Annotated in this window: 10 protein-coding genes; 7 read left to right on the top strand and 3 right to left on the bottom strand. The window is 71.7% G+C overall.

Features of this window, described 5'->3' with window-relative positions; genetic code table 11:
- The 6 genes from OV427_RS31535 to OV427_RS31510 all read left to right on the top strand — a co-directional run bounded on the left by OV427_RS31535 (position 1) and on the right by OV427_RS31510 (position 7798).
- Positions 1-543: a hypothetical protein gene (locus tag OV427_RS31535; RefSeq protein WP_267859912.1), complete on the top strand. Its 543-nt coding sequence runs from the start codon at positions 1-3 to the stop codon at positions 541-543.
- Positions 527-856: a hypothetical protein gene (locus tag OV427_RS31530; protein ID WP_267859911.1), complete on the top strand. Its 330-nt coding sequence runs from the start codon at positions 527-529 to the stop codon at positions 854-856. Before OV427_RS31535 ends, OV427_RS31530 begins: the two co-directional genes overlap by 17 nt.
- Before the next feature lie 2 nt (positions 857-858).
- Entirely contained in the window at positions 859-1926 is a 1068-nt protein-coding gene (locus tag OV427_RS31525) for a hypothetical protein (RefSeq protein WP_267859910.1), read from the top strand.
- Positions 1907-2380: a sterol-binding-like protein gene (locus OV427_RS31520; RefSeq protein ID WP_267859909.1), complete on the top strand. Its 474-nt coding sequence runs from the start codon at positions 1907-1909 to the stop codon at positions 2378-2380. Before OV427_RS31525 ends, OV427_RS31520 begins: the two co-directional genes overlap by 20 nt.
- On the top strand, positions 2364-5045 hold the full coding sequence (locus OV427_RS31515; RefSeq protein ID WP_267859908.1) for an NAD(P)-binding protein: 2682 nt from the start codon (positions 2364-2366) through the stop codon (positions 5043-5045). The genes OV427_RS31520 and OV427_RS31515 overlap by 17 nt, the downstream gene beginning before the upstream one ends.
- A gap of 71 nt (positions 5046-5116) precedes the next feature.
- Complete coding sequence (locus tag OV427_RS31510; RefSeq protein ID WP_267859907.1) at positions 5117-7798, top strand: NAD(P)-binding protein; 2682 nt, start codon at positions 5117-5119, stop codon at positions 7796-7798.
- Positions 7799-7805: 7 nt separating this feature from the next.
- Here OV427_RS31510 and OV427_RS31505 read toward each other — a convergent pair whose 3' ends face one another.
- Both OV427_RS31505 and OV427_RS31500 read right to left on the bottom strand, forming a co-directional pair.
- A complete protein-coding gene (locus OV427_RS31505) occupies positions 7806-11648 on the bottom strand; it encodes a serine/threonine-protein kinase PknK (protein ID WP_267859906.1) in 3843 nt (1280 codons plus the stop codon).
- Between the two features lie 96 nt (positions 11649-11744).
- Complete coding sequence (locus OV427_RS31500) at positions 11745-12371, bottom strand: RNA polymerase sigma factor (protein ID WP_267859905.1); 627 nt, start codon at positions 12369-12371, stop codon at positions 11745-11747.
- Between the two features lie 293 nt (positions 12372-12664).
- On the opposite strand from OV427_RS31500, the gene OV427_RS31495 reads away from it, so the two are divergent.
- A complete protein-coding gene (locus tag OV427_RS31495; RefSeq protein WP_267859904.1) occupies positions 12665-14122 on the top strand; it encodes a hypothetical protein in 1458 nt (485 codons plus the stop codon).
- Between the two features lie 56 nt (positions 14123-14178).
- Here OV427_RS31495 and OV427_RS31490 read toward each other — a convergent pair whose 3' ends face one another.
- Positions 14179-16371 carry a M4 family metallopeptidase gene (locus tag OV427_RS31490; RefSeq protein ID WP_267859903.1) on the bottom strand — a complete coding sequence of 731 codons (2193 nt, stop codon included), beginning with the start codon at positions 16369-16371 and terminating at the stop codon, positions 14179-14181.
- Positions 16372-16449 lie beyond the last annotated feature (78 nt).

Genomic DNA, 16449 nt, shown 5'->3' with positions numbered 1-16449 from the left:
ATGGACGAGCTGCTGCGATTGCTGCTGGGCACACCGACGCCGCCCAACGCGCTGGACCCGCTCCGGATGCGCTCCTTCATCTGGGAGGAGCTGCATCGCATCCACCGACTGGTCCTCCAGGGTGCGCTCGCCCCGGGGGCGGAGACGGAGCCCATGCCGCCGCCGGCCAATGACGCCGGGGCGCCTCCGCACGCGGGCGAGGTCGTCGCGCTCCTGCACCGGGCGCGGCTGCTGCTGCTCCAGCACCCCGTCGCGGCACAAGCGGCCTTCTCCGCGCTGGTGGCCGAGGGACGGCGCTTCGCGGCCACGCCGGAGGGACGCGGCCAGGCCACCGCGCTCGCCGCGTCTCCGCTCATCCGCCATGCCAGCGAGCTGTGGGGGGCGCTCGGGCTGGACATGCTGGAGGAGGACCCGAACACCGTCCTGCCCTCGGCCTGGCTGGACGCGCTGCTGCGGAGCGCGGAGTCCCCCAACCTCGCCGCGGCACGGCCCGAGTCCCCCATTCCCCCTGGAGGTGAGCCCCGGGATGGCGAGCCTCGATGAAGTCCGTGACGACTACTGCGACGAGAACCTGCCCGTGCTCCTGCTGCTGGGGCTCGTCTCCGCCCTGCGGCGGTTGGACCCCCTGCTGCCCCCACCGGGCGCGCCCCCCGAACGCCCGGAGCCCGAGGTGGGACGGGACGTCCACGAGGAGCGCTTCCTGTACCTCGTGCTCGGGCTCATCGCGTTCCGCGGACACCTGCGCTCCGCGCTCACGCCCATCTGCGATGCGGGGCCCCGGGCCGCGTCCACCGGCGCCGTGCGCGCGGAGGTGCCGGCCGCTCCGGTGCCCAGGCTCCGGGAGCTGCTGCGCTGACCATGCAGCGCCAGGACCCACATGGCGGGCTGCTGACAGGGCTCGCGGAGCTGCTGCCCCGGCTCGACTACTTCCGGCGCTCGCCCGCGCGGCTCGGCGGGCGCGGCGGGCACAAGGAGTGGCAGTACTTCCTGGTGAATGCCGGTGCGGCGCACCTGCTCGTCAACTTCAGTCTCCAGGACGACCCGTGGGCCGCGGACCCGCGGCGCGCGGAGGTGGCACGCCTCACCGTGCTCGTCCGGGGCGACGCGTGGGAGGGCGGCATGGAGCGCTTCCCCGAGTCCGAAGTGCACGTCCTCCCCGGCCGCATCGACGCGCGCTTCGGCGCCAGCACCCTTCGCTTCGAGCAGGGCCGCTACCTGCTCGCCGTCTGCCTGCGCGAGCACGCCCTGTCCGCCGAGCTGGAGCTGGTCCCCACCATGCGGCCGCTCCTCTTCACCAACCACCCGCTCGCCCCGGGGGAGCACCTCTCGTGGGTCGTCGTCCCCCGGCTGGAGGCGCGGGGCACCGTCACCCTCGGAGACCGGACGCACCATCTGGACGGAGCGCCCGCGTACCACGACCACAACTGGGGCCACTTCCGCTGGGGTGGGGACTTCTCCTGGGAGTGGGCGCATGCGCTGCCGGCCGACGCCGCCCACCCGTGGAGCGCCGTCTTCGCCCGGATGACGGACCGGCGCAGGACGAGCGTGCGCTACCAGTCCCTCTTCCTCTGGAGGAGCGGCGGCGCGGTGCGCACCTTCCGGGACAGGGACATCCGCGTCCTCCACCACGGCCACTTCCAGCCGGCGCGGCGCCTCATGGTGCCCCCGGAGATGGCGCTGCTCTCCCCCGGCCTTGCGTGCGACCTGCCCGCGGGCACGGAGCTGTCGGTGGCCTCCGGCGGCGACACCTTCCACCTCCAGTTCGCCGCGGAGGAGCTGGCCCAGGTCATCACCCCGGGCGAGCACGAGCCCCGCACGGTGTCCGTGCTCAACGAGCTCAGCGGCCGCGTCGTGTCGCGCGGGTGCATTGGCGGAGAACCCTTCGAGCTGGAGGCGACCGGTGTCCATGAGCTCATCCGGGACTGAGGGACCGGTGGGGAGGCTGCTGACCGAGTCCTTCCTGGCGCTCGCGCGCGAGCAGCCGGCACAGCACGCCCTCATGTGCGAGCAGCTCCAGGGGCACACGGTGGAGGTGTGCGTGGGGGCGGAGCGATTCTTCCTCGGCTTCGCGCCGGGCAGCGCGCGGGTGGAGGCCACCGGACCGACGGCGCAGGCCCTGCTGGTGACGGGCCGGGGCGTGCTCGCGGACGTGCTGGACGCGCGGCTGTCGCTCACCCGGGCCGTGCTCACCGACGCCCTGGAGGTGGTGGGCCCGCTCGCCTCGTTGATGGCGCTCCACGAGGGGCTCGTCACCTATGTCCACGGGGCGGCGCGCTGCCCCTCGTTCCCCTCGCTGCTCGCGCGGCTGCGCGCGGTGTGCCGCGAGGGCGCTCCTTCAGGTCCCCCACCGCGAGGTGACTCACATGGCTCCAGAGATTGATGAGCACGAGCGTGCACCCGACCAGCCCATCAGCAAGAGCCTGGCCCGCGTCCACATCTATGGCGCCGGCATCGCCGGGCTGACGGCGGCACACGAGCTGGCCATCCGCGGCTTCCGGGTGCGCGTCATCGAGCCCGCCCAGGAGTGCGACGAGGCGGGGCGGCTCGAAGGGGCGCCCCATCCCCTGAATCGCAGGATGGCCGTGGGCGGCCTGGCGCGGACGCAGTTCATGCGCGCGGAGCGGGGCGCGGCGGGGAACTTCCTGGGGACCGACGAGGACACGCGGAGCCCCGAGGGCCGCTTCTTCCTCAAGTACCCGGAGAACTTCGAGCCGGGCGGGCGGATGGGCGAGGTCCCCGAAGAGGCCGTGGACGACCTCCACCACTTCCTGAACCGGTGCGGCTTCTTCACGCGCGGGGAGACACAGGGCGTGCTCCACCTCCGCGTCCCCCCGGGCAGGAACGACGCAATCCGGAAGCGGCGCCGGCGCAACGCGGACGCGCTGCACCGGTTCCTGACCGCCACCAACGGCTGGGACACGAAGCTCGAGCCTGCGCGGGTCGTCATCCTAGAGGAGCCCGAGGTCCAGGAGCTCGGGCAGTGCCTCGTCACGCCACCAATGCCGCTGGAGGACAGGGAGGGACTCCAGCTGGAGCTGGTGCACTTCCTGCCCGGCGAGCACGGCTTCCGCTTCTTCCCCTCGTACTACCGCCACCTCTTCTCCACGATGTGCGAGACCCCCATCCTCGACAACGACAACCAGCTCACCGGCCGCCGCGTCTTCGACAACCTCGTCCCCTCCAGCTTCTACGGCATCGCCGCCCAGGGCCGCCGCATCCGCTTCCTGCGCCGCGCTCCGTCCACCCGCCCCGTGGAGATGCTCCAGGAGTTGAAGGACCTCGCGTCCTCCGGCTACCCCGCCACCGACACCCTCCAGTTCACCCTGCGCATCTGGCGGTACATGAGCACCTGCTCCGGGCGCCGGAAGGCCGACTACGAAAAGATTTCGTGGTGGGAGTACCTGGAGGGCTTCGACCCGAAGGCGAACACGCGCCGCTACACGTACAGCGACGCCTTCAAGCGCGACATGCAGTTCGCCCCGCGCGTGCTCGCCGCCTTCGACGGCGCCTGGGGCGACGCGCGCACCAACGGGAACACCTTCGTCCAGCTCTACCTCAACAACGTGCTGCCGCTGCCCAAGACGGACGGCACCCTCAACGGGCCCACCACCCTGGCCTGGCTGCGGCCCTGGCGCCGCTACCTGCGGGACTACCTCAAGGTGGAGTTCCACGCGGGCGCGCTGACGCGCCTCGAGCTCGAAGCGGAGACGGGCCGCCTCACGCCCTTCTGGAAGCGCAAGGGAGAGTCCCAGGAGGAGGAGGACACGCGGGTGACGAACCCGCCCCTGAGGCGCGGCGGCTACCCGGCTGTCATCGAAAAGGTGGACTACCACATCATCGCCACCGACGCGGCGACCGCGGAGGCGGTGACGCGGAACCTGCCGCCCATCGGTGTCATCCAGGGGCTGCGCGGCTTCACCACCACGATTCCCCCCAACCCGCGCGGGCCCGAGCCCGAGCAACCACGCCCGGCCAACGTGTTCCCCGGGAATGTGCCCTGGGACCGCTTCCAGACGCTCACCGGCATCCAGTTCTTCTTCCCCTCCTCCGTCCGGCTCGCCGAGGGCTACCTCTACTTCCTCGACGCGCCGTGGGGCCTGTCCGCCATCAACAGCCAGCAGTACTGGGCCACACCGCCCACGTTCGACCGGGACGGCTTCGGCGCGGTGCTCAGCGTGGACATCGGCAACTGGTTCGTGCGCGAAGAGGGGAAGAAGAGTCCGTCTCGCAGCTCACACCACGAGATTGCCGACGAGGTGTGGAGTCAAATCAAGCAGGCCACCGAGCTGCACAAGGTGCCGCTGCCCGACTCGGCCCAGTTCGACTTCTCCCTGCCCTCGCCACGCTGGTACCACGTGGACCGGAACATCCGCTTCAAGCGCGACCAGGCCACCGGCAAGGCGCGCCCCGTGGCGAACCTGGCGCCCTACCTCATCCCCATCGTCGGGGACTGGGACCGCCGGCCCGGCACCGAGCCGTGGGATCCACTGCGCTCACCACCGCCGCCGAAGCTCATCCAGGTGGAGGGGCTCTGGCTGGCGGAGCACGGGGGCTACCCGGTGCACTGGAACAAGCTCGTCTTCGCCGGCACGTATCTGAAGACCTTCACGCGGATGACCACCATGGAGTCGGCCAATGAGTCCGCGCGCCACGCCGTCAACGCCATCATCGACCACTACCTCGCGCACAATGAGGTGCACAGCCGGAACGGGAGCCCCCCGGCCCCGGATGGAATGAGCGACGAACTGGGCCCGCTCGCCGGCCTGCCCGAGTTCCGGATGACGCCCATTGGCGAGTACTGCCGCATCTGGGACCCCGAGCAGCACGAGTTGCCCGAACTGGCGCCACTGCGCGAGCTGGACGCGAAGCTCTTCGCAGAGGGCAGGCCCCATGTCTGGGATGTGCTCAACCTGGAGCCGCTCGCGATGCCCTTCGCCCCGTCGCTCGGCACCCCGGGCGGCGCGGCGGCCCTGCTGGAGCTGCTGCGCAAGGTGCGCGAGGGGCTGGAGGCCCTGCTCAAGGCCCGCGCGCCGGGGATGAGGTAGCCGCCGCACGTCTGGGACGTGATGCCCCTGGAGGTGAGGGTGAACATCGTCTGACGGGGAAGGAGCGCCGCATGGCCGAGGAGACAGAGGACCAGGACCCCGTTGCCTCGCCCGTCGGACTCGAGAGCCCCGGGCGCGTCCACATCTACGGCGCGGGCATCGCCGGGTTGACTGCCGCGCATGAGCTCGCCCGCCGGGGCTTCCGCGTCCGCGTCTACGAGCCCGCGCGCGAGTACGACGAGCGGGGGCGGCGCGCGAGCGGACCAGCGGTGGGAGGCCTGGCCCGCTCCCAGCTCGTGCGCGCGACCAAGGGCGCCCTGGGGAACTTCCCCCGCGAGGGGGCCTTCACCTTCAATCCCCGGTACCAGCTCCGCTATGCCTTCACCCCGGGCACCACACCCGACGAGGGGGAAATCGAGAACCCGCTCAGTGTGAAGGAGTTCGTCGTGTGGCGCGGCTTCTTCAACGGCCCTTCGCCCGGCACCCTCCAGATCCGCGTCCCGATGACGCCGGGCTACGGGGACTTCGGCTCGCCGGACTGGCGGCGCTATGCCGAGCGCATCAACAGGGCGCTCGCGGTGCAGGAGTTCCTCCACAATGCCACCACCTCGGATGAGCGGCCCTCGCCCCACCTCTCGCGGGAGCGCGTCGTCATCATGGGCGAGGAGGAGGAGCTGCTCGCGCGGGAGCTGGGAGCGCCCCTCCCGCCGCTGCAGGACAAGGACGAGCTGCTGCTGGAGGTGGTGCACTACCTGCCCGGCGAGCACGGCTTCCGCTTCTTCCCCTCGTATTACCGCCACCTCTTCTCCACCATGGTGGAGACCCCCATCCTCGACGAGGACAACCGGCCCACCGGCCGCCGCGTCTTCGACAACCTCATTCCCTCCAGCTTCTACGGCATCGCCGCCAAGGGCCGCCGCATCCGCTTCCTGCGCCGCGCGCCGTCCACCCGCCCCGTGGAGATGCTCCAGGACCTCAAGGACCTCGTGTCCTCCGGCTACCCCCTCTCGGACATGGTCCAGTTCACCCTGCGCATCTGGCGGTACATGAGCACCTGCTCCGAGCGCAGGAAGGCCGACTACGAGAAGGTCTCCTGGTGGGAGTACCTGGAGGGGTTCGAGCCGGAGACGGGCGTGCGCCGCTACACGTATAGCGCCGCCTTCAAGCACGACATGCAGTTCGCCCCGCGCGTGCTCGCCGCGTTCGATGGCACGTGGGGCGATGCGCGCACCAATGGCAACACGCTCGCGCAGCTCTACCTCAACAACGTGCTGCCGCTGCCCAAGACGGACGGCACCCTCAACGGGCCCACCACGTCCGCCTGGTTCCGTCCCTGGCGCCGCTACCTGGAGGAGTCCCTCGGAGTCGAGTTCCGCGAAGCAAGGCTGTCGCGGCTCGAGCTCCGTGAAGACGACCGCCTCGTGGCCTGGACGCGTCAAGGAAACCGCCCGGAGGAGGAGGAGGACTCCTTCGGGCCCGGCAGGTTCGGCGTCGACGAGCCGGTGGACTACTACGTCGTGGCCACCGACGCGGTGGCCGCGGAGCAGGTGACGCGGGGACTGCCGCCGCTCGGCGTCGTCGAAGGACTGCGCGGCTTCACGTCGCTGATTCCGCCCAACCCGCGCGGCTCCGAGCCCGAGCAGCCGCGCACTCCCGGTGTCCTCCCCGGGAGCGTCCCCTGGGACCGCTTCCAGACGCTCACCGGCATCCAGTTCTTCTTCCCCTCCAACGTCCGGCTCGCCGAGGGCTACCTCTACTTCCTGGATGCACCGTGGGGCCTGTCCGCCATCAGCAGCCAGCAGTACTGGTCCACGCCTCCGGCGCTCGAACAGGACGGCTTCGCCGCGGTGCTCAGCGTGGACATCGGCAACTGGTACGTGACCGAGCCGGGGATGAAGAGTCCCTCGGACTGCTCGCGCTACGAGATTGCCCAGGAGGTCTGGCGGCAGATTCGCCAGGCCACCGAGCAGCACCAGGCGCCGCTGCCCCAGGTCCGTCAGTTCGGGTTCATGCTGCCGGAGCCGTCCTGGTACCACCTGGACCGATACATCCGCTTCGGGATTGACGAGGCCACGGGGAAGGAGCGCCCCGTGGACAACCAGGCGCCCTACCTCATCCCCATCATGGGCGACTGGGAGCGCCGGCCCGGCACCGAGCCCTGGGACCCACTCCAGCCCGAGACAGTGCTGGAGCTGCGCCTCCCCCAGGGACTGTGGCAGCCGCCGCACGGTGGCTATCAAGTCCACTGGGACAAGCTCGTCTTCGCCGGGACGTACCTCAAGACGTTCACCCGGATGACCACCATGGAGTCGGCGAACGAGTCCGCGCGCCACGCCGTCAATGCCATCCTCGACCACTACCTGACCTTCACGCACTCCGTGGAGGCGGAGGCGCGGGCCCGGGACCTGGCCGGACCCGCGTCGGTCCCCACCGTGCCCGAGTACGGCGGCCAGGGCACCCTGACCGGCTCGCCCGAGTTCCGGGTGACGCCGGTGGGCGAGTACTGCCGCATCTGGGACCCGGAGAAGTACGAGCTGCCGGAGTTGGAGCCGCTGCGCGAGCTGGATGCGAAGCTCTTCGCCGCCGGCCTGCCACACGTCTGGGACGTGCTGCGCCTGGAGCCCCTGGCCCTGCCGCTCCTGTCGTCCTTCCAGCCTCCGGGTGGCGGCATGGAGGCCCTGAAGACCTTCCTGGAGCGGGTGCGCGAGGCCCTGGGCACGCTGTCGAATCCCCCCACGCCGCCCCCGCCTTGAGCCCCGCTCAGAGGGGCCGGAGCCCCAGGCCGGGCACCAGCGTGGCGGCCAGCGCGCGCGGGTCCACCGCGCCCTGCTCGCGCATCCACGCCTCCGCCTGCTGCTGGTAGAGCGCGCCCTCCGGCCCGCCCTGGAGCGCGCCCAGGGCATACCGCGCGGCCTCCCGGTGGAGCGCCATGTCCGCCGCACTGAAGCCCTCCAGGGCCTGGACCAGCAGCGTCCGCGCCGCGTCCGCGTCGCCTTCGAGCCGGGCCACGCCCGCGCGCACCAGCGCGGCCAGGGGCTTCCCCATCGCCAGCGAGTCCCCGCCGATGCGGCGGGCCTGGTCGCTTGCGTCCGCCAGCAACGCGCGCCGCGTCCAGCGAGCCTCCACTTCCGTCGGAGGAGCCTGCCGCGCGTCCAGCTGCTCGGCCGCCGCGAGCGCGGCGCGGGCCCGCGTGTGCCGCACGTGCGAGTCGTAGAAGCGCAGCGGCGGCGTGGCGCGGAACAGGCCGTCCCAGCGCGACTGCACCTCCCGCCACGCCGCCCAGGGCTCACCCGCGTACAGCGCGGTATGGACGTGGGCCAACAGGAGGCAGTAGCTCACGCGGTGGGAGTGCCCCACGCGGTACGCGCCTGCCTCGGCCGTCGTGGGCGCGAAGCCCCTCTCCAGGCAGTCCAGCGCCTCCCGCGCGAGCGCCCAGGCCCGCCCGCCCTCGCCCCGCGCGAGCCACGGCAGGACGCAGTCGCCCAGGCAGCTCTCGATGATGCCGAAGATGTCGCCGCGCCGCGTGGACTCCGACAGCCACCACTCCAGCCGCGCGGCGAGCAGCGCCAGCTCGCCGCGCATGGCCAATGCGCCGTGGTGGTAGGCCGCGAACATGTCCAGCTCCCACGTGACGCCGGTGCACCGCTCGCGCAGGAGCGTCTCTCCCCGCTCGCACGTGGACACCGCGTCCAGCCACCGGCCCTGGGTGAAGGCGTGGACGGCACGGGCCAGCAACGTCCAGCCCTCGTCGCAGGCGCGCCCCGTCCAGCGCGCCAGCCGCTCCGCCTGGGCCATGAGCTTGCGGCAGTGGCGGTCCATCCACCCTCCCTTGAGGTGCGCCTCCATGGCGGCTTCGCAGGCCAGCGCCCGGCACACGGCGGAGGCGTCCCCCACCTCCAGGACGCGCCGCAGGTACCGCATGCGGAACGCATCCGCGAGCACGTGGTCCACCTGCGCGAAGCTGCACGCCGCCGTCCACAGGGCGTCCAGCACGGGCCGCTCCCCGGCGGGCACCTGGTCGACGGCGCGGGCCTCCGGCTCCCGGTGCGTCTGGAGGAAGCGGAGCCGCTGCCACGTGGCCGACAGCAGCGCGTGCTTCCGGCCGTGGGGCACGGGCCCCCCCAGCTCCGCGAGGACGTTGAGCAGCAGCCGCCAGCCCTCATCCACGCGGCCGCACTGGATGGACTGCTCGGCCGCGTGGCGCTTCAGGGTGCGCACCCGCTCGGCGTCCGCCCCCCCGAGCGCGACCGCGGCCTCCAGGTAGCGCGCCGCCGCGTCCGCCCTCCGTCCCAGGTTGGCGAGCGCGTCTGCCTGTCGCTCCAGGAGGGTCGGCCGGTCCGCCTCCGCGCCCAGCAGCGTGAGGGCCCGCGCGTAGAACCGCGCGGCATGCTCGAAGGCCAGGGCATGGGCGGCACGGTCGGCGGCACGCACCGCGCAGTCGCCCGCGCGTTTCTGCTCGCCCGCGCCCTCCCACTGGGACATCAGCAATTCCCAGTCGTCGGAGCCGGACTGCTCCAGCGCCTCGGCCAACCCCAGGTGACGCCGCGCGCGCGCCGCGGCGCCCAGGAGGGCGAGCGCCGCCTCGCGGGTGCGGTCGTGGTACGTCGTCACGGTCGCCGCGTGCTCACCGCCGCCCAGCCGCAGCAGCGACGCATCACAGAGCGCGGAGAGCAGCGGGCGGCCCCCCGCGTCCATCCCCGCTCCGGACAGCAGCACGTCACGCGGCACGGGCACGCAGGCCACGGAGGCCACCTCCACCAGGGCCCGCTGCGGGGGCGGAAGCGCGCGGAGCCGCTCGGCCAGCACGCGCTGGATGTCGAGCGGCGCGGTGACGTCGAGCGCCGCGCCCCGGCTGACGGCGGTCGTGAGATACCGGGCCACCTCGCCCACGACGAACGGGCTGCCTCCGGCCTGCCCCGCCAGGGAACAGAGGGTCTCCGCGTTCACGTGCGTGCCATGCAGCAACTGCCGCGCGAGCACCTTCGCCTCACCCGTCGTCAGCGGTCCCAGGGGCACGTCGCGGACGCGGGACGCCGGCAGGCTCGCGCCGACCGACGCGGTCGGGACACCGTCGGCCCCATCGCGGTGGGTGAGCACGAGGAGGAACGGGGGCGGCGCGGGCTCTCGCAGCAACTGCTCCAGCAGCCGCGCCGAGTCGGCGTCTCCCCAGTGCGCGTCATCAATCCACACCACCAGCGGAACGGTGCGTGCCAGGCGGGTGAGCAGCTCCCTCAGCGCCTCGGCGCCCAGGCGGCTCAGCTCGAAGTCCGCGGGGAGCGAGTCGGGCACCGGGGCACTGCGCAGCGCGGGCACCCGTCCCAGCACGGGAAACAGGCGCACCAGGGCGTGTGCGTGCTCCGGGACGAGTGCCTCCACGGCCTCGCCCTGGAGCGTGGAGAGGTGCGACGCCAGCGCGTCGATGATGGGGTCCAGCGACAGGTAGGCGACGACCTCGCGCGGATGGCAGCGCCCCTTGAGGACGAGCGGCGTGCCCTGGCGCCGGAGGAACTCCCGCACCAGCGTGGACTTGCCGATGCCGGAGGGGCCGCGCACGTGCACGGTGAGCTGCTGGCCCCGGCGCGTGACGGCCCGGAGCGCGTCGTCCAGGACGGCCAGCTCGGCGGCCCTGCCCACGAAGGACGCCTTCGGAGGTCCGAAGAGGGCGTCTCCGTCCCAGGGCCGCGCGTCCCCGGGGAGCAGCTCCCTCGACAGCCGGGCCAGGAGCGCACCCGCGTCCGGCCGCGCGCCGGGCGAGAGGGACAGCAGCGCCATCGCCAGCTCCGCCAGGTCGTCCGGGATGCCGGGGGCGAGATGGCGGGGGTCGGGCGGCGGCTCGGCGCGCCTGCGCTCGAGGAGCAGCCTCGTGTCTCCCGTCAGGAAGTAGGCCGTCTCGTTGCGGAAGGGGCGGACGCCGGTGAGCGCCTCGTACAGCACGAGCCCCACGGCATACAGGTCCGAGGCCGGGGTGAGCGGCCCACCCTGGAGCTGCTCGGGGGCCATGTACGGCAGCGTTCCCGCGGCGGAGGAGCCGACTCGCGCCAGCGGCCCCGCCAGCAGCTCCATGGCCAGGCCGAAGTCGACGATGACGACGCGGCCCTCGGGCGAGACGAGCACGTTGGCCGGCTTGATGTCGCGGTGGACGAGCCCGGACGCATGGAGCGCCTGCAGGCCACGGACGAGCTGCACGAGCGCTTCGCGCAGGCGCGGCGCGGCCTCGGGCCGCAGGGGGGAGACCTCCGACAGCACGACGCCGGCCTCGTGTGACACGGGAGGCAGCCGCTGCGCACGGGACAGCTCGGGCCGGACCCAGCCGAGGAAGTCCCGGCCTTCGACCAGCTCCATGCTGAAGCAGCAGTAGTCGTCACCGACGAGGAGGTCATGGAACTGGACGAGGTGGGGATGGCTGAGCCCGGCGCGGGAGCGGAACTCGCGCTTCAGGGCGAGGAGCGCCGACGGCCCCGACTGGCGCATCACCTTGAGGGCCACGTCGCGCCGCAGCTCGCGGTCATGCACCCGGTAGACGGTGCCCATGCCGCCCTCGCCCATGCGCCCCAGCAGCCGGAAGCGCGTGCTCCGGGCGAAGGGGCGCAGACTGGGTGGCAATCCCGTTCTCGAGCCCGAGTCTCCAGCCATTCCATCTCCGCGTGTCATTCACACTACGGAAGAGAGAGTCAGGTCGGTTCGGATGTGAACGCGTTCTCAGGCGGGAGTGGACTCGCGGGAGAGCAGCTCGGCCTCGCGCGCGAGGGTCCGGAGCCGGGCCTTGATGCGCTGGAACTGCTGGCGCAGCACGGCGGCACGGCGGGCGAGCACCTCGGGTGTCATCGGCTCGTCCGGGTCCGCCAGCCGCTTCGCCACGTCCGTCCAGGACATCCGCTGGTCGATGCGCAGCTCCAGCAGCGTCTGCTCGAAGGGCTCCAACTGGGAGCGCAGGGCGCGGATGCGCTCCTTGATGTCGGTGCGGAGCCACGGGCGTGTGCGCGACCACTCATGGTGGACGTGGTGGTCGAACGCGCCGTGGCTCACGGGCAGCTCGCGGCCGGCGGGTGCGGCGGCCAGCCGGTAGGCGACATTGCGGGCGACGCGGTGGGCCCACGTCCGGAAGGAGCTCTCCCAGCGGAAGGACGGCAGGTCCATCAACAGCGCCTCGCTGAAGATGGCGTAGGCCTCACGCGCCCGCTCCTTGTCGTTGAGCAGGGAGACCAGCAGCCGCATGAACTCCGCCCCGTAGCCGGACAGGGCCTCCTCCACGGCACGCCCCACGTCGCCCTCCTCGCAGTACTGGTGGATTCGCTGCTCCAGTGCGTCGCGTGCGTCGGCCTGCATGGCGCCCCTCCGCTTCGAATCTGGCGACTCCGTCAGCGGCTGGCGAGGCCGTCTGCGTCGGTCCCCGGTAGGAAGGAAGGCCGCGGGAGCAGGCGGGCGGCGGGGGAATGCGGGCCTCATCGTGCTCGGACGGCGGAGTGCACGCCGGGCAGGCAGGCGGGGCCCCGACCGTCCCCGGAGCCGATGCCGCCCCACTCCGGCCCTCCTGGGTATTCACAGACTCGGGCTCCTATGCGCCCATGTACGCGGCCTTCGGCTATCCTCGGGGCCACCTGGACGAGGGGTTCCCTGACATGAAGCGAGCAGTGCTTGGAGTGGTGGCGGCCATCATGCTGGCCGCGTGCGCGAGTGCCGAGAAGGCGGGAGACCGCGCGGCCGCCGTGGGTGACTGGAAGAACGCGTACACGGCGTACCGCCAGGCACTGGCGAATGAGCCGGACAATGCGGAGCTGAAGGCGAAGTATGACCAGGCGCGTGAGCAGGCGCTCCAGGACACCCAGAAGCGCGCGCAGACGTGCGCGCAGGTGGACGACTGGAACTGCGCCCTGGCCGAGTCCGACTTCGCGCTCTCCATCGACGGCGGCAATGCGGACATCGCCGCCTTCCGCATGCGCGCGGCGAACCGCGTGGCCATGGGAATGCTGGACGGGGCGGCCGAGCACGCGCGCAGCGGCCACTTCCCGGAGGCCGCCAACGACATGCAGCGGGCCACGCAGCTGTCGCAGACCCCGGAGGTGAAGGCGCGCTCTGAAGAGGTGCGGCGCCTCATCGTCACCGGCGGTCGCGCCCGGGCGGAGGGCTACCGCCAGGAGCGCAACCTCATCGCGGCGAACGAGCTGGCGCAGCTCGTCGCCGGGCTGGACGGCTCGCTGGCCGGCTGGGCGCAGGGCATCGCCGCCGAGTACGAGCAGTGGGTCACCGTGGAGTACGAGCGGCTGGCGCGCGAGGGTGACGACGCGCGGGTGAACCATGACTGGGCGATGGCGCAGGAGCGCTACCACGCGGCGCTGAGCCTGCGGCCGGGTGGACGGGCCGCTCCGCTGGAGGAGTACGTGCGCAACCTCGGCGAGGCCGAGCGGCAGCTCGGCAACCGCGACTGGAACCGGGCCGCGGACGCGTACCGCGTCGCCGTGCGCACCGGCCAGGATGATGGCTATGCCTCGCGTCAGCTGGAGCTGACGGAGCCGCGGCCCTACCGCGTCGCGCTGCGCTCGCTGCTGGTGGTGCCCGCCCGTCCGGACGGCAATGCCTGGGTGGGCATGGCCAGCCCGCTCTTCGCGCGCGTCGCCCAGAAGCTGACCCAGCTGGCCGAGCGCCGGGGCATGTCGGACGTGGTGATGGAGCTGGCGATGACCATCCCCCAGGAGAACCAGCCCCGCCTGCGCATCGAGGCGCTGCTGCCGGACGGCACGCGCCTGACGACGCCTCCGAAGAACGGCATCTACATGGGCTACGACTCCGAGTTCGTCATCCTGGGCAACGCCTTCGACGAGACGCCCATCACCTTCCAGGTGTACATGGACGACCCGCGCGGCAACGAGATGGTGGGCACGGTGGACGTGCCGGTGCGCGAGCTGGTGGCGCAGCGCAACCTCTCACTGAAGGGCCGCTCGGTGCTCGCGCTGAAGCTGGCGACGGCCAACGGCGACGGCCGGGCGCCGGGCTGGATGCAGGGCATGGCGCGCGTGGAGCCCATGCCGCCTCCCGGCGCGCCGCCCCCGCCGGGGCATGTCGCCACCCCGATTCCCTGAAGCACGCCGTGAGCCCGCCCCGCTTCACGGCAGGGGCGGGCCCGCGGCGCGGCCGCTCAGTCGTACGTGACGATGAGTGAGCCGTCCGAGTAGCCGCCCTTCGCGCCGAAGACCTCGACGTAGTACCTGCCCGGCTCGGCGCCGTTCAGGTCGCAGTTCTCCGTGCTGTGCTCCTTGATGCCGCGGCAGTCGTAGGCGCTCGGAGTCGGCGCGGCGGCGCGCTGCACGTAGAGGTCCGCGTTGCCCGAGCCCCGGAGTCGGGCGTGGATGTTGCGGGTGCCGCCGTCCTCGCGCTCCGGAATCTGGACGGTGAAGACCCGCGACGAACCCGCGGCGCCGGACAGGCCCGTGACTTCCACACCGGGCTGGAGTGGCACGTAGCCGCCCTTCCACGTCACCTTCAGCGTCACGTCGGCGTACGCGCTGAAGCCGTTGACCATCACCCACCAGGAGCCCTGGGCTGGCGCCGGGAAGAGGCACTCCTCCTCGTTGCCGCTCTTGTAGGGGCGGCAGTCATAGAGGGTGGTCGTCGGGGCGGTGTTGAACCGCACGTACAGGTCCGCGTCACCCGTGCCGCCGGTGAGGGTGTACTTCAAGTCCCTCACGCCCTCGGGGACTGCCGTGAAGAACCAGAACTTCCTTCCCTGCGCACCGGAGAGCTGGACGGGGACGTCCTTCTCCAGCTCACTGTCCGGTGGGACGTGGGGGACGCCCACCTTCACGGCCCACCAGGCCCGGGTGACCGAGGTGAGGGTCTCCGAGTCGTAGCCGAGCTGGAACGCGGCCTGCTCCGTGGCGTTCTTCGCATCCTGGAAGTTGGAGGATGGCAGCAGGAGGTCCACGTTCGCCTTGTAGAAGATGCGCGCGGCCTTCTCGATGCCGATGCCCGTCACGGGTGACTGGTTGGGGATGCGCGGATGGAGGCCGCCCTGCGACAGCAGGTAGAAGGCCAGGTTGGGGATGCCCGAGCTGAAGTGCACGTCCGCGCCCGCGAGGTATTCGAAGTAGTTATCCAGCGAGTTCCCATCCAGCTTGGGGTTGTGCATGTAACGGATGGCGTCCCCGGGGATGTCGGGCGTCCAGACGTCCTCGCCGAAGAGCCAGGTGTTGGCGTCCACGACCTTGCCCTTGCTGTGCCACTCGCAGACGGCGCCGAAGATGTCGGAGATGGACTCGTTCAGGCCTCCGGACTCTCCGGAGTAGAGGAGGTCCGACTCGGTCTCCGTCACGCCGTGGGTCACCTCGTGCGCCATCACGTCCACGGCGCCGGCCAGGTGGGCGGGAGTCACGCCGCCGCCATCGCCGAGCACCAGCTGGGTGCCGTCCCAGTAGATATTCACGTAGTGGTTGCGATGGTAGACGGTGCTGATGAGGTGCGCGCCCGCGTTGTCATACGAGTCGCGGCCGAAGAGCTCGTTGTAGCAACGGTAGACAGTGCCCAGGTGGTCATAGGCGATGTTGACCAGGGGGTTGGCGACGGGCGGATCGCCCTCGATGCGCCCCGGGCCGCCATCCCCGTCGTAGACCCTGCGGTACAGCGCGGAGTGGATGTGCGGGAGGCGCTCGAAGACGTCGCCGTTCCGTGCGTTGACGAGGACCGAGTCGTCCAGGGGTGCGCCATCCGCCCCCGTGCCCTGGACGCGCACCTCGTACGCCAGGACGAGCTGGTCGCCATCGCGCCAGTAGACGAGCCGGGGCTCGCCCGTGGCGGTGGCGCCCGGCGGAGAGGACCGGTCCAGCTTCGCCGCGGTGACGGCCGCCTCGGGAGCGACGGTGGCCCGCTCCGGCGCGAGCAGGTCCCCGCGCGCGTTGGTGTTCGCCGCGAAGACCGCGCCGTTTCGCGCGTGCAGGCGCAGCTCGCCGCCCAGCACGTCGATGCCGTTGCGCCGCACGCCGTAGCGGAAGTGCGCATCCCCGTCGAAGCCGACGTAGGCCTTCTTCAAATACAGGTCATCCGGCTTCAGCCGGAACAAGGGGGCCGCGCCCTCCAGCACCGGCCGCAACTGCGCTGCCTGGATGGAGTGGACCGCGCCCGTCTCGGTGGGCACGGCGCCCAGCGGGCCGTTGATGAAGGTGGGAACGCCATCCGGCTCGGCCGCCACCACCTGGAGTCCGTCCAGTCGGGCGGTGGAGGACGTCTTCCCCACCGCGTCCCGGGGTTTCTCCGAGGGCGTGGCCTCCGTGCAGGCCCCCGTCATCAAAGACAACAACGAAATGCCCAGGACACCGCGCAATCGCTTCTCAACCATGCGTCCCCCTGCGAACAGGCGTGAAGGGAGCCGATGCTGGCGCCAGTGAACTCTGGATTGCAAGGACATCTGGATTGC

Origin of the sequence: Pyxidicoccus sp. MSG2 (assembly GCF_026626705.1) — a bacterium.
GTDB lineage: Bacteria > Myxococcota > Myxococcia > Myxococcales > Myxococcaceae > Myxococcus.
This window is presented reverse-complemented; position numbering and strand designations above follow the sequence as displayed.

What these genes read in the sequence shown, in the direction of transcription:
- OV427_RS31535 (WP_267859912.1), top strand. Translation starts at nt 1, where the DNA reads ATGGACGAGCTGCTGCGATTGCTGCTGGGCACACCGACGCCGCCCAAC.
- OV427_RS31530 (WP_267859911.1), top strand. Translation starts at nt 527, where the DNA reads ATGGCGAGCCTCGATGAAGTCCGTGACGACTACTGCGACGAGAACCTG.
- OV427_RS31525 (WP_267859910.1), top strand. Translation starts at nt 859, where the DNA reads ATGCAGCGCCAGGACCCACATGGCGGGCTGCTGACAGGGCTCGCGGAG.
- OV427_RS31520 (WP_267859909.1), top strand. Translation starts at nt 1,907, where the DNA reads ATGAGCTCATCCGGGACTGAGGGACCGGTGGGGAGGCTGCTGACCGAG.
- OV427_RS31515 (WP_267859908.1), top strand. Translation starts at nt 2,364, where the DNA reads ATGGCTCCAGAGATTGATGAGCACGAGCGTGCACCCGACCAGCCCATC.
- OV427_RS31510 (WP_267859907.1), top strand. Translation starts at nt 5,117, where the DNA reads ATGGCCGAGGAGACAGAGGACCAGGACCCCGTTGCCTCGCCCGTCGGA.
- OV427_RS31500 (WP_267859905.1), bottom strand. Translation starts at nt 12,371, where the DNA reads ATGCAGGCCGACGCACGCGACGCACTGGAGCAGCGAATCCACCAGTAC.
- OV427_RS31495 (WP_267859904.1), top strand. Translation starts at nt 12,665, where the DNA reads ATGAAGCGAGCAGTGCTTGGAGTGGTGGCGGCCATCATGCTGGCCGCG.
- OV427_RS31490 (WP_267859903.1), bottom strand. Translation starts at nt 16,371, where the DNA reads ATGGTTGAGAAGCGATTGCGCGGTGTCCTGGGCATTTCGTTGTTGTCT.